This window comes from Salinihabitans flavidus (assembly GCF_900110425.1).
GTDB classification, from domain to species: Bacteria; Pseudomonadota; Alphaproteobacteria; order Rhodobacterales; family Rhodobacteraceae; genus Salinihabitans; species Salinihabitans flavidus.
The window spans coordinates 91,974-104,665 of record NZ_FODS01000007.1; the positions used below are offsets into that span (position 1 = coordinate 91,974).

10 protein-coding genes are annotated in these 12,692 nt (G+C 67.3%); 4 read left to right on the forward strand and 6 right to left on the reverse strand.

The genetic code is table 11. The annotated features are described in order from the left end of the window. Positions 1 to 18: 18 nt before the first annotated feature. Positions 19 to 1,161, forward strand: coding sequence for an alpha-D-ribose 1-methylphosphonate 5-triphosphate diphosphatase (locus BMW66_RS08090; protein ID WP_093117283.1), 1,143 nt, complete (start codon positions 19 to 21; stop codon positions 1,159 to 1,161). Between the two features lie 149 nt (positions 1,162 to 1,310). Here BMW66_RS08090 and BMW66_RS08095 read toward each other — a convergent pair whose 3' ends face one another. From BMW66_RS08095 to BMW66_RS08110, 4 genes are read right to left on the reverse strand one after another with little or no spacing between them, the layout of a single operon-like run. Further along, positions 1,311 to 2,462: an ABC transporter permease gene (locus BMW66_RS08095; RefSeq protein WP_093117285.1), complete on the reverse strand. Its 1,152-nt coding sequence runs from the start codon at positions 2,460 to 2,462 to the stop codon at positions 1,311 to 1,313. Continuing rightward, positions 2,459 to 3,487, reverse strand: a complete 1,029-nt coding sequence (locus tag BMW66_RS08100; protein ID WP_093117287.1) for an ABC transporter permease — start codon at positions 3,485 to 3,487, stop codon at positions 2,459 to 2,461. The genes BMW66_RS08095 and BMW66_RS08100 overlap by 4 nt, the downstream gene beginning before the upstream one ends. Next, positions 3,487 to 5,406, reverse strand: a complete 1,920-nt coding sequence (locus tag BMW66_RS08105) for an ABC transporter substrate-binding protein (protein ID WP_093117289.1) — start codon at positions 5,404 to 5,406, stop codon at positions 3,487 to 3,489. The genes BMW66_RS08100 and BMW66_RS08105 overlap by 1 nt, the downstream gene beginning before the upstream one ends. Further along, positions 5,399 to 7,171, reverse strand: a complete 1,773-nt coding sequence (locus BMW66_RS08110; RefSeq protein ID WP_093117399.1) for an ABC transporter ATP-binding protein — start codon at positions 7,169 to 7,171, stop codon at positions 5,399 to 5,401. Before BMW66_RS08110 ends, BMW66_RS08105 begins: the two co-directional genes overlap by 8 nt. A gap of 204 nt (positions 7,172 to 7,375) precedes the next feature. On the opposite strand from BMW66_RS08110, the gene BMW66_RS08115 reads away from it, so the two are divergent. Continuing rightward, on the forward strand, positions 7,376 to 7,864 hold the full coding sequence (locus BMW66_RS08115) for a class I SAM-dependent methyltransferase (RefSeq protein ID WP_093117291.1): 489 nt from the start codon (positions 7,376 to 7,378) through the stop codon (positions 7,862 to 7,864). Between the two features lie 127 nt (positions 7,865 to 7,991). On the opposite strand, the gene BMW66_RS08120 is transcribed toward BMW66_RS08115, so the two are convergent. Further along, positions 7,992 to 9,020 carry an NAD(P)/FAD-dependent oxidoreductase gene (locus tag BMW66_RS08120; protein ID WP_093117293.1) on the reverse strand — a complete coding sequence of 343 codons (1,029 nt, stop codon included), beginning with the start codon at positions 9,018 to 9,020 and terminating at the stop codon, positions 7,992 to 7,994. Positions 9,021 to 9,077: 57 nt separating this feature from the next. Here BMW66_RS08120 and mnmC2 point away from each other — a divergent pair, with 57 nt between their 5' ends. Beyond that, the gene (gene mnmC2, locus BMW66_RS08125; protein ID WP_093117295.1) at positions 9,078 to 9,749 is read left to right on the forward strand and encodes a tRNA (5-methylaminomethyl-2-thiouridine)(34)-methyltransferase MnmC2; all 672 of its coding nucleotides are present in this window, start codon (positions 9,078 to 9,080) and stop codon (positions 9,747 to 9,749) included. A gap of 2 nt (positions 9,750 to 9,751) precedes the next feature. Next, the gene (locus BMW66_RS08130) at positions 9,752 to 10,621 is read left to right on the forward strand and encodes a DMT family transporter (protein WP_093117297.1); all 870 of its coding nucleotides are present in this window, start codon (positions 9,752 to 9,754) and stop codon (positions 10,619 to 10,621) included. 12 nt (positions 10,622 to 10,633) lie between these two features. Here BMW66_RS08130 and BMW66_RS08135 read toward each other — a convergent pair whose 3' ends face one another. Then, entirely contained in the window at positions 10,634 to 12,586 is a 1,953-nt protein-coding gene (locus tag BMW66_RS08135) for a lytic transglycosylase domain-containing protein (RefSeq protein WP_093117401.1), read from the reverse strand. Positions 12,587 to 12,692: the final 106 nt, after the last annotated feature.

Genomic DNA, 12,692 nt, shown 5'->3' on the forward strand with positions numbered 1-12,692 from the left:
AGGAAGGGTGACGCCCTGATGACACAAGACCTTATCCTCGCCAATGCCAGGCTGGTCCTGCCCGGCGAAACCCTGACCGGAAGCCTTGTTCTGCGCGACGGGCGCATCGCGGATATTGCCGGGGGCGCCGCTGTGCCCACAGGCGCGGTGGATTGCGACGGGGATTATGTCGCGCCGGGGATGGTGGAGCTTCATACCGACAACCTCGAACGGCATATCAGCCCGCGCCCGCGCGTGTCCTGGCCGCACCAGGCAGCGATGATGGCCCATGACGCGGAGCTTGCGGGCACCGGAATCACGACCGTCTTTGACGCGATGCGCGTGGGTCTGGTCACGTCGGACGGGGTGGATCAAACCCGCTACGCGCGGGAGCTGGCGAGTGAAATGCTTGACCTTCGCGCACGCAAAGCCTTGAAAATAAGTCATTTCCTGCACCTTCGGGCCGAAATATGTTCCGATTCCCTGCTGGAGGAGATGGCGGAGTTCGGCCCCGAGGATCGGATCGGCATCGTCAGCCTGATGGATCACACGCCCGGCCAGCGGCAGTTCCGCGACCTGACCAAGCTGAAATCCTACGTGATGGGCAAACGGGGGCTGAACGAGGCCGAGTTCACCGAGCATGTCGCCACCCTCAAGGAGTTGCGCGCGCGCCACGGGGACCGGCATGAGGCCGGGGCGGTGGCCGAGGCGCGGCGCTTTGGCGCGGTGCTGGCCAGCCATGACGACACCACCGAAGAGCAGGTCGCCGCATCACAGGCGCATGGCGCGCGCATCGCGGAGTTTCCCACCACGATGGAGGCCGCGAAAGCCTGCCGGGACAGGGGGCTCAGCGTGATCATGGGCGCCCCGAACCTCGTGCGCGGCGGCTCTCATTCGGGCAATGTGGCGGCGCATGAACTGGCGCGCGAGGGCCTTCTGGACATCCTGTCATCGGACTACGTGCCTGCCGCGCTTCTGCTGGCGGCCGTGCAGCTTGGCGATCTGTGGGGCGACATGGCGCACGGGATCGCCACGGTAAGCCGCGCCCCGGCGCGGGCGGCGGGGCTTGAGGATCGGGGCGAGCTCGCCATCGGGCAGCGCGCCGATCTGATCCGCTTTCGGCGGCTGGAGGGCGTGCCGGGATTGCGGGGGGTGTGGTCTGCGGGGCACCGGGTCGCCTGATGGGGCGAATCACAGGTTAACGCGCTGATTTCGCTTGGAAACACGCTTTCGGCATCACGTCGGTAAAACGTCGGTATTGCGTCGGTGTCGATGTCGGTGCCGTGCCCCTGAACGCCATCGTCACCCAAGCGCGCGTTGCGCGCGCCGGGTCACGGGCGGTTGGGATCGAGCGCATCGCGCAGCCCGTCGCCAAGGAAGTTGAAGGCCAGCACCACGATCACGATCGGCAGCATCGGGATCGCCGTCCACGGATAGATCTCGATCGAGGCGAGGTTCTGCGCGTCGTTGAGCATCACCCCCCAGCTCACGGCGGGCGCACGCAACCCCAGACCCAGAAAGCTCAGCGCCGTCTCGCCAAGGATCATCGCCGGGATCGACAGCGTGGCGCTGGCGATCAGATGCGACAGGAAGTTGGGCAGAAGGTGGCGCCCGATCACCCGGCGCGGCCCCGCGCCCATCATCTCGGCGGCGCGCACGAATTCCTCTTCGCGCAGCGACAGGAACTTGGATCGCACCGCGCGGGCAAGGCCGGGCCAGTCGAGAATCCCGAGAATGATCGAGATGATGAAGAACACCGCCACCGGCCCCCAATGGCTTGGCACCGCCGCCGACAGCGCCAGCCAGAGCGGCAATTCCGGCAGGGAGCGCAGGATCTCGATCACCCGGTTGATGGACCAGTCGGCGAACCCGCCGAAATACCCCGCGATGGAGCCCAGAACGATCCCGATGGCGAAGGACACGGTGATCCCGACAAGCCCCACGGTGAGCGAAAGCTGCGCGCCGTAAAGGATACGCGAGAACACGTCGCGGCCAAGCCGGTCGGAGCCGAGAAGAAAGAGCGTCGCCCCCTCCGGCGCGCAGACAAGATGCCGGTCTGTGGGGATCAGCCCCGCGAGCCGGTATTCCCCGCCCTCGCAGAAAAATTTGAGCGGCGCGGGGTTGTCCCGGTCGGGAATGTAGGTCCAGCGGAAATTTTCCAGATCTGCCTCTGCGGTGAGGGGGATCACATGCGGGCCGATGAACCGCCCCTCGTGAAAGAAATGCACCATCTGTGGCGGGGCATAGAGGTGATCGGCATGCCGCTCGCTCGCGGTATAGGGCGCGATGAACCCGGCAAAGGGCAGCAGCACATACGACAGGAGCAGGAAAATCCCCGCCAGAAGCGCCAGCCGGTGCGACCGGAAGCGCCGCCAGATCAGAAGCCAGTTCGGCGCGTCGAGATCGGGGTTGCGGACTTCGCTTTCATCCTCGGGCGCATAGGGTCGGTCATCGACATAGCGGCCATCGGGCAGGGTGGTCATGTTTCGCGCCCTCCGAAGCGGATGCGCGGATCGAGCAGCGCCAGAAGCAGGTCGGAAACCAGCGTGCCGATCAGCGTCAGAAGGGCCACGAACATCAGCACAAACCCGGCGAGGAACTGATCCTGGCTTTTCAGTGCCTGAAGCAGCACCGGCCCAATGGTCTGAAGCCCGAGCACCACCGACACCAGAACAGAGCCGGAAATCAGCGCCGGAAGCAGCGTGCCGATGTCGGCCACGAAGGGGTTGAAGGCGACGCGCAGCGGGTATTTCACCAGCATCCGGCTTTCGCGCATCCCCTTGGCGCGGGCGGTTTCCACGTAGGGTTTGCTCAGCTCGTCAAGAAGATTGGCGCGCAGGCGCTGCTGCATCGCGGCGGCCCCGGAGGTGCCGATCACGAAGGTCGGGATGATCAGGTGAATGAGGATGGAGCGCATCTTCTCGAAGCTCATCGGCTCACCCTCGAACCGTGGTGCCATCAGCCCGCCGATGGGCAGGTCGAGGTATTTGTGCCCGTAGTAGAACAGGATCAGCGCTAGCAGGAAGTTCGGCGTGGCAAGGCCCAGATAGCCGACGAAGGCGGTGGTGTAATCCACCCACGTCTTGGACCGCGCCGCCGCCAGCACGCCCAGCGGCAGCGCCACGGCATAGACAAAGAGAACGGCGGCAAGGTTGACCAGGATCGTAAGCCACAGCGCCTCCCCGACAAGGTCGGCAACGGGGCGGTCAAACTCGAACGACCAGCCGAAATCGCCCTGAAGCATCCCGGAAAACCCCTGCGGTCCGGGGGCGAAGCCGACCCAGATCAGGTATTGCTCCCAGATCGGACGGTCGAGCGCGTATTCCTTGCGCAGAAACTCGGCCTTGGCGATGCCCGCCTCCTGCCCGGTCGCGCGCAGCTCGTCGATCTGGTTGGACAGGTAGTCGCCGGGTGGCAGGTTGATGATGACGAACACCAGAGCGGAGACCACGACAAGCGTGGCCAGCATGGTCAGAAGCCGCATGACGGCGAAACGCAGTATCGCCATCAGCTCTCGCCCTCCGGCGCGGGATCATCGGCAAAGAAGAATTCATCCATCCGGTGAATCCCGAAATGCGCCCCCGGATCCCATGCCCAGATCGCGTCTTGCGGCACGTTGCGCAGGCGGTTGGACACGACCACGGGCTGCGGCGCCCCCGACAGGATTCCGATGGCAAAGACGTTCTCGGCGTGGATGTCGACCATCTCCTGCCAGATTTCGGCCTTGCGTTCGGGGCTGGCGGTGCGGGCCCATTCGTCGGCCAGATCCATCAGGCGGCGGGCGGCGGGCATGTCGGGCGGCTCTCCCAGCTCTCCGTGCGTCTGGTAATGCTGCCCCCATTTCGGCCATGCGAGGAAATCCTGCTGATGCGGCGCGACATGGGCCGGGCGCGTATCGGCCTGCGGCAACCCGTTGTCCCAGCCATACCAGACAGAGGCCATCGTGACCCCCGAATAGACCCGGTTGCGCAGGATGCCGCGTTCCAGCGGGCGCATCACCAGCTTGATCCCGATCTCGCGCCACGTGTCGGTGATGATCTGAAGCGCGTTCTCGACCTCCTGCCGCTCTCCGGCGGTCTCGATCACGAACCACGCGGGCCGCCCGTCCGGCAGAAGGCGGATACCGCTGTCGTCACGCTCCGTCAGCCCCATTTCATCGAGCAGGCGGTTCGCCTCCTGCGGGTCGTAACGTGCCCATGCGCTTCGGTTCTCGGGGCGGAAAAAGGGGCTTTGCGGCAGAACGGTCATGCCGCCCTCGTCCCCCAGCCCGAAATAAAGCGCGCGGTTGATCATCCGCCGGTCGATCCCAAGCGAGAGCGCGCGCCGGAACCGCACGTCGCGCATGACCCCGCGCCAGAGCGGATCGTTGAAATTCAGGTTCGGATAGATGGCGATCTGCGAGGCGGTCCCGTTGTCCCAGAGCAGGACGCGGTATTCACCGCGCTCCGCCTCGCCCTTCTTGAGGATGGAGACATCGTTGAAATCAAGGCCGCGCGCCTGAAGATCGACCTCACCGGCGTTGGATTTGGCCGCCACCAGCCCCGGCCCGACCACCAGCATCTCCACCACGTCGATATAGGGAAGCTGCACGCCGCGCGCATCGACCCGGTGATAGAAGGGGTTGCGCACGAAGAGAAAGCGGCTCTTGCCCTCGGCGGTGGCGAGCATCCACGGTTGCAGCGTCGGCAATTCGTGGTTGTCGAACTTGTACATGTTGTCATAGCGGTTGTGCAGTGCCGCCCAGCTTCGCACCCGTTTCTCACGCATCAGCGCCTTCAGGTCATCGGGGTCCGCGAAATCGGCGTGATACTGGCGCAGGTAGTGCGCGGGCCGGTAGATGAAAGGCGGGCGCGCCTGTGCCAGCGCCTGAAGGAAGTCGGGGTTGGGGTGCGCCCACTCGAAGATCACGGTGTGGGCATCGGGAAAGCGCACATCGGGCAATTCCCCCCGCACTCGCAGAAACTCCTCGGGGCCCGACGGGCTCAGCTCCGGATGGGTGGCGACATGGTTCCACCAGTAGGCGAAATCATCGGAGGTGAAGGGCGCGCCGTCAGACCAGCGGTGACCGGGCCGCAGATGCAGGGTGAATCTGCGCCCCTCCTCGACGTCGATGGCGCGCAGCAGGTCCGGTTGCAGGGTGTAGTCGCGGTCATAGCCCATAAGCCGGGCATAGCCGTAGACCACCATCTGCCGCACGTCCTTGGTGCGCGTGACCATGGTGCGCAGCGTGCCGCCCTGCGTGCCGAACTCGCGCCCCTTTGCGGGCGGATCGACGACACGCGGGGTTTGCGGCACACGCTCGGCGACCGGCGGCAGATCGCCGGCGGCGACCTCATCGCCCCAGAACGTGCTTTCGCGGTAATCGAGCGCGAGCGCGGGCAGCGCCAGCATCAGCGCGGCGAGGATCGTGGCAAGGCGTTCAAACATGGCAGCGCACCCTGTGCCCCGGCGCCACCACCGACAGGGGTGGCGCGATGTTGCCTGTGAACCGATACGCCTCGGGCCAGCCATCCGGCGCGCCCGCCCCCTGCGCCACGATGCCCAGGTCGATGGGGCGGGCGAGATCCGGCTCCGGCTGCGCGGCGATCAGCGCGCGAGTATAGGGATGCTGCGGGTCGTGAAACAGCGCCTCCGGCACGCCCTGTTCGACCACCAGCCCCTGCCGCATCACCGCCACCTCATCAGCGATCCGGGCCACCACGGCAAGATCGTGGCTGATGAAAAGATAGCTGAGATTGAGCCGGTCTCGAATATCCTCCAACAGGGTGAGGATCTGATCCTGCACCGACACGTCGAGCGCCGATGTCGGCTCGTCGCAGACCAGAAAATCGGGATCGAGCATCAGCGCCCGCGCGATCGACAGGCGCTGGCGCTGCCCGCCCGAGAAGGCATGCGGAAAGCGCGGCAGCATGTTCGGGCTCAGCCCCACCCAGCGCAGCACCTCCGCCGCGCGGTCGAGCCGCTCCGCCCCCGTGCCGATGCGGTGAATCTCCAGCGGTTCGGTCAGCGCCTCCTTCACCCGCATCCGGGGGTTGAGTGTGGAATAGGGATCCTGAAACACCATCTGCGCGTGCCGCTTGAAGGCCATCTTCTCATCGCGGCTGAGCGCGGTGACGTCGATCGGATCGGACCCGCTGGCATGGCGGAACCGGATCTGCCCGCCCCGATCGGGCGGCTCCGCCCCCAGCGCGAGGCGCGCGCAGGTCGTTTTGCCCGACCCGCTTTCGCCGACCACGGCCAGCGTGCGGCCCCGCTCCACCGCGAGGGAGACGCCGCGCACCGCCTGCACGCAGAGCTTTGGGGACCACGGCGCCGCGCCACGCACGAAATAGCTTTTGGAGACATCGGTCATCTCGAGGATCAGATCGCGGTCATCGGCCTCGTGAGGCAACTCGCACACCTCGGGGATCGCCGGGGCGGCGGCGAAAAGATGCCGGGTGTAGCCATGCGCCGGATCGCCAAGAACATCGTGCGCGCGCCCCGCCTCCACCACGTGGCCGCGATTCATCACCGTCACCGTGTCGGCCATATTGGCCACCACGCCAAGATCGTGGGTGACAAGGATCACCCCCATACCGATGTCCTTCTGAACCTGCTTGATCAGGCCCAGAACCTGCGCCTGCGTGGTCACGTCGAGCGCGGTCGTCGGCTCATCGGCGATCAGAAGTTCCGGCTCGGACACGATGGCCATGGCGATCATGGCGCGCTGGCGCATCCCGCCCGACAACTCGAACGGATAGGCCCGCCAGATCCGTTCGGGATCGGCAAAGCCGACGCGCGCGAAGGTGTCGAGCACCCGGCGGCGCCCGCGCCCGCTTGACGCCTTGCCATGCAGGCGCAGCACCTCCACCACCTGATTGCCGATCCGGTGCAGCGGCGAGAGAGAGCGCATCGGCTCCTGAAAGATCATGGTGATCCGGTCGCCGCGAATGTCGCACATGCGCCGCTCGCTCAACCCCAGAAGGTCGCGCGGCCCGTCCCGGCCGTGAAACATTACCCGGCCCGCGCGCACCTGCGCCGCCCCCGGCAGGATACGCAGCGCGGCACGGCAACTGAGCGTCTTGCCCGATCCGCTCTCGCCCACGAGGGCAAGGGTTTCACCGGCGGCGACGGAAAAGCTCACATCATCAACAACCGGGGCGTCCGATCCGAACCCGATGGACAGCCCCTCTACCTTCAAAAGTTCCGTCAAAGGCGCAACCTCATCCCTCCCGCAGCGGACGAACCGGCGCGCGCTCATTGTCTTGCGACAGGATCGCGAACCCGCACGGCAGTAAGTGAAACATCATTTCCCGCCGTCCCGCAAGCTGCGCCGCCCCTGTCAAAGCGCAGCGATCCGGGTTAGAGGCTGATGCACCCCGACATGACGGGGGCGTGACACAGCAGGAGACACCCGATGAGCCGTCTCGACATCTTCATCAACCGCATGGTTTCGCAGCGCGCCTGCATCGATTTCGCGGTGCGCGAAACCGCCGCGACGGGCGGGCCGGTCTTCGAACTGGGCCTTGGCAACGGGCGCACCTACGATCACCTGCGCGAGCGGCTTTCGCAGGAGGAGGTGTTCGTCTTCGACCGCGAAGTGGCCTCCAACCCGGCCTCGACGCCGCCGCGCGCGCAGATCCTTATGGGCGACGTGATGGAGACGCTGCCGCAGGCGCTCAGGCGCTTCGGGGCGACGGCGCGGATCGTGCATGCCGATCTTGGCGGGCATAATCTGGAAAAGAACGACGCCTTCGCGCGCAAGGTCTCGCCGCTGATCGAGCCGCTGCTGGCGCCGGGGGGGATCATGGTCTCGTCCGACCGGATGTATTTCGAGGCGCTGGAGCCGATGCCGCTGCCCGAAGGGGCGGTGGAGGGGCGGTGTTTCCTCTATCGGCGGGGCTGACCCGGCGGAGCGGGCGTGCCGCGCGCACAGCATGATCTGCGCGCAGGCCCCGGGTCTCTGCCCCGGACCCCGAGGTATTTTTCCCGAAAAGATGCAGCGGCGCCGGCCCCGTTGGGGCGCCGGCCCATCACAGCGACGCCTCGGGCCGAAACCCCTCCGGCACCGCGTCGCGCCCCTCAAGCACCAGATCGGCCATGACCTCGCCCACCTTCGGCGCCATGCCGAAGCCGACCTTGAAGCCGCCGTTGGCGATGAACTCCGCCCCGCGCAGCGGGTGGCGCCCCAGCATCGGCGCGCGGCTTTTCGCCCGTGGCCGCACCCCGGCCCAACGCTCCAGCACCGGGGCGCCGCGCAGCGCCGGCACCGCCTCCACGGCCCGCGCGAGCACCGCGTCGATCTGCCCGTCCACGGTGTCCGGGTCATCGAACTCCCGCTCGGAGGTGGAGCCGACCGCCACCGTGCCATTGGCGTGCGGGACGATGTGAAGACCATCCGCGAAAAGCTGCGGCGCCGTGGGCCGGTCTAGGTGCAGGAGCGCGGCCTGCCCTTTCACGCCGTTGCCCACCGGCCGGCCCATGTCGCCGGACAGCTCTAGCAGGCCGCGCCAGCCGGTCGCCCAGACCACCGCCCCGTCGGCGGCGCCATCCGCCACGATCTCGCCACCGCGCGCGCGGATCGCGGCGGCGAGCGCGGCGCAGGCCCGGCGCGGGTGCATCCGCGCGCTCAGGTCATCGCGAATCCAGTGTCCCGTGGGCGAGCGGGGCGCCCAGTCGCCGGGATCGTCCGTCACGGTCCATGAAAACCGTCCCTGCCACAGGGTCGCGGCGGTGTCCGTTCGTGCCCTCGCCATATCGAGCCCGCGCGCATCCATCACGGGTTGCAGCCGCCCGGTGCGCCCGTAGCCCGCGGACACGCCGCCCGCCGCCTCCACCCGCGCCCAGAAATCCTCTGCCATCACGAGGCTGTCGAACTGAAACGCCTTCTTGTTGTTCCAGTTCTCGGGCACATGCGGCGCCAGCGCCCCGACGATCCCGCCGGAGGCCCCCGCCCCCACGCCGCCGGGATCGATCACCCGCACCTTTGCCCCACGCGCCGCGCAGGCCCAGGCCACCGACAGGCCGAACGCCCCCGCCCCCATCACCGTGACATCGGCCATTGCAAATACGCCCCCCTTTGGTCAAACCTCATGCCACATCCTGTAAGGCATCCGGCAATGAGCGACCAGAGCGAGGCGCTGACATGGCGCGGCGGGGCGATACCCGTCTCCACAAGGTTCGATGATCCCTATTTCAGCCTTGAGAACGGGCTGGAGGAGACGCGGCATGTCTTCTTGCGCGGCAACGCCCTGCCCGATCGGTTCGCGCCGGGGTTTCACATCGCGGAGCTTGGCTTTGGCACCGGGCTCAACCTGCTGGCGGCCTGGGCGGCATGGGAGGAGGCGGGGATGACCGCGCCACTGCGCTTCACCAGTTTCGAGCGGTTCCCGATCCCGCCGGACGCGATGGCGCGGGCGCTGGCGGCCTTTCCGGCACTCGCGGACCGGGCCGCGCGCCTGACCACCGCCTGGGCCGAGGATCCGGGCCTGTCCACGCTGGAGGGGATCGAGGCGCGGGTGATCATCGGCGATGCGCGCAGCGCGCTCGCGCGGCAGGGCTGGCAGGCAGACGCGTGGTTTCTTGACGGCTTCTCCCCCGCCCGCAACCCCGAGATGTGGGAGGCGCCGCTGATGACGCAGGTGGCCGCGCACACCAAGGCAGGCGGCACGGCGGCCACCTATACCGCCGCGGGGTTCGTGCGCCGCAACCTCGAGGCGGCGGGATTTGCCGTCACCCGCGTGCCCGGCTTCGGGCGCAAGCGCCACATGACCACCGCGCGAAAGGGCTGAGCATGGCGGGTTTCAACACGCGGCTGGGGATCGGGCTGATGATCGGGGCGAGCTTCGTCTTTGCCATGCAGGACGGTATCTCGCGTCACTTGGCGGACACCTACAACGTCTTCATGGTGGTGATGATCCGCTACTGGTTTCTCGCCGCCTTCGTCACCGCCATCGCCATGCGCCAGCGCGGCGGGCTGCGGCGGGTGGCCACGACCACGCAACCGTTGCTGCAAATCCTGCGCGGGCTGGTGCTGGCGACCGAGATCTGCGTGATGGTGGCGGCCTTCACCCTGCTGGGGCTGGTCGAGAGCCATGCCATCTTCATTTCCTACCCTCTGATCATCGCGGCACTGTCGGGGCCGATCCTCGGCGAGGCGGTGGGCTGGCGCCGCTGGGCGGCGATCGCGGCGGGGTTTTCCGGGGTGCTGATCATCCTGCAACCGGGCACCGGGGTGTTTCAGCCCGCCGCCATCGTGCCGCTGATCGCGGCGACGCTGTTCGCGCTTTACGGGCTTTTGACGCGCTTTGTCTCGCGGCTCGACAGGTCGGATACGAGTTTCTTCTATGTCGGCATCGTCGGGGTGATCTACATGACGCCGATCGGACTTTGGAACTGGCAGGCGATGACCGGGCCGGACTGGGGCTGGATGGGCGCGCTGTGCCTGACCGGGGCGCTGGGGCACTGGCTGCTGATCAAGTGCTACGAGGCGGCGGAGGCCAGCGCGGTGCAGCCCTTCGCCTATCTGCAACTGCCCTTCGCGGCGGTGATCGGCCTCGTGGTGTTCAGCGAGGTGGTGCGCCTCAACGTCGTTGCCGGCGCCGCCGTGGTGGTCGCGGCGGGGCTGTTCACCCTCTGGCGGGAGCGGCGGGTGAGACGCTAGGGCGCGTTGCGCCTAGTCGATGGGCGCATCGGGGACCGAAAGCGTGCCGCCGACAAGTTCCTCGCTGAATGGCACCGGATGCGGCGCCTTGCCGAGGCGCGCGCGATAGACTGGCAGGCTTTCGGCCACGCGCATGATGTAATTGCGCGTCTCCGAGAAGGGGACATGCTCGATCCAGTCCACCACGTCCCTCTCGCCGCTGCGCGGATCGCCCAGATCTTTCATCCAGCGCACCGGGCGGGACGGCCCGGCGTTATACCCCGCCGAGACCATCACCACGTTGCCGCCGAACTGCCGCGACAGCCCGGCGAGATAGGCGCTCCCAAGTCTGGCGTTGTAGACCGGATCGGTGATCAGCTTCGAGACATCGTATTCCAGTTCGAGCGCCGCCGACACCTGCCGCGCCGTGCCGGGCATGAGCTGCATCAGCCCGCGCGCCCCGGCGTGGGAGATCACGGCGGGGTCAAACTCGCTCTCGCGGCGAGCGATGGCGAGCGCCATTTCGGGCGCCACCGGCAGATCGCGCTTTGCCAGCGGATGCAGAGCGTAATAGGGGCCCGGGATCTCGATGCCCGCCTGCGCGAACCGTTTGCCCAGCATCACGGCGAGATGCGGCTGGTCCAGTTCTATCGCCATCCGGCCAAGCTGCCCCATCCCGGTGCGGTCCTGGCTTTCGGCCAGATGCGTCCAGAACCGCTCTGCCAGTGTCAGCTCTCCGGCCTCCAGAAACAGCATCGCGGCGCGATGCACGCTCGATTGGGTAAAGGACGCCTGCCGCCAGTCGGGAAACGCCTCCCCGCCCGCCAGTGCCGGATCGGGGGGCATCCCCGCCTTTTCCGCCGCCAGAAGCCCGTAGAAACTGGTCTGGAACTGCCCGCCGCCGGCATAGGCCTTCGCCGCCGCCTCATCGTCGCCCAGGGCCTCCAGCGCGCGGCCGATCCAGTATCCCGCGCGGCCCATGGAAATCGGCGTCTCCACCGCCTTTTCGAACTTCAGGAAATGACCGAGCGCCAGATCGGGCCGGTCCAGAAACCGCAGAGCGAGATAGCCCGACAGCCATTCCAGATCGGCGTAGGCGGACCCTTCCGTCAATCCATGCGTCCATGCGATTTCATAGGCCTGCTCATGGCGCCCCTCCCGCATCTGCGAGCGCACGAGCGCGCGGCGCCATCCGGCCCATTCCCCGGGTTCATCCAGCGTGCCGGCCTTGCTGTGCTCCAGCAGAACCTCGATGGCATCGGCGTCACGCCCCTTGCGCGCGCGCCACTGGAACCGTTCATAGGCCAGCCCCGGATGATCCCGAAGCCGCGCCGGCACCGCTTCGATCAGCGAATCGACACCGGGGCGCATTCCGCGCAGGGCGATCCGCGCCCGCGCCAGCGCCTGCCAGTCCTCGCCGACAAGCGGCAGCATCCGCTCGGCGTTCTCCTCCCAGCCGCGCCAGAGCGCCATGTCGAGTCGCGCCTCGTGATGCGGGGCCAGTATATCGCCATAGTTGAGGATGAATTCCGCCTGTTCCTGCGTGCCCATCGGCAGGGTGCGCCACGCCAGAACGATCCCCGCCTGCGCCGCGCCCAGCTCTCCGCCGCGTTGCAGGACGTCGGAGTAGATCAGCGCGCCCTGTGCCGTCTGCGCGGGCTGCCCGTCGAAAAATTCCAGTATCCAGTCGCTTGAGGCGCCGGAAAAAGCGCCCTCGGACTGTTTGCGGAGATAGTCCATCCCCGGCCAGTCAGGGTTGCGCGCGAGAAAGGCGCGCACCTCGCTCGCCTCGCCCCGCCCGGCGCGCAGCCGGTGCCATGTGACGATGTCGGCGGCCACCTGACCGCCCTGCCGCGCCGCGCTCGCGGCCCCGTCCCAATCGCCGGTGCGCAGGGCGTCCATCGCCTCGGACACAGGGGTCCGGGTCTGCGCCGATGCCCCGGACGCAAGACAAAGTGCCAGCAGCAAAAACGGGAATATGCGCATGATCTCTTGCAATTTCCAGATCGACAAAGGATAGACCCTTTCTATATATCCGCGCCTGCCCCCCCTCTCAATTCACAACTGCGGCAGGCGGGGCAGACCGTCGGTC

Excerpts from the sequence above, each read along its gene's own strand:
- BMW66_RS08090 (WP_093117283.1), top strand. The coding sequence starts at position 19 with ATGACACAAGACCTTATCCTCGCCAATGCCAGGCTGGTCCTGCCCGGC.
- BMW66_RS08095 (WP_093117285.1), bottom strand. The coding sequence starts at position 2,462 with ATGACCACCCTGCCCGATGGCCGCTATGTCGATGACCGACCCTATGCG.
- BMW66_RS08100 (WP_093117287.1), bottom strand. The coding sequence starts at position 3,487 with ATGGCGATACTGCGTTTCGCCGTCATGCGGCTTCTGACCATGCTGGCC.
- BMW66_RS08105 (WP_093117289.1), bottom strand. The coding sequence starts at position 5,406 with ATGTTTGAACGCCTTGCCACGATCCTCGCCGCGCTGATGCTGGCGCTG.
- BMW66_RS08115 (WP_093117291.1), top strand. The coding sequence starts at position 7,376 with ATGAGCCGTCTCGACATCTTCATCAACCGCATGGTTTCGCAGCGCGCC.
- BMW66_RS08120 (WP_093117293.1), bottom strand. The coding sequence starts at position 9,020 with ATGGCCGATGTCACGGTGATGGGGGCGGGGGCGTTCGGCCTGTCGGTG.
- mnmC2 (WP_093117295.1), top strand. The coding sequence starts at position 9,078 with ATGAGCGACCAGAGCGAGGCGCTGACATGGCGCGGCGGGGCGATACCC.
- BMW66_RS08130 (WP_093117297.1), top strand. The coding sequence starts at position 9,752 with ATGGCGGGTTTCAACACGCGGCTGGGGATCGGGCTGATGATCGGGGCG.
- BMW66_RS08135 (WP_093117401.1), bottom strand. The coding sequence starts at position 12,586 with ATGCGCATATTCCCGTTTTTGCTGCTGGCACTTTGTCTTGCGTCCGGG.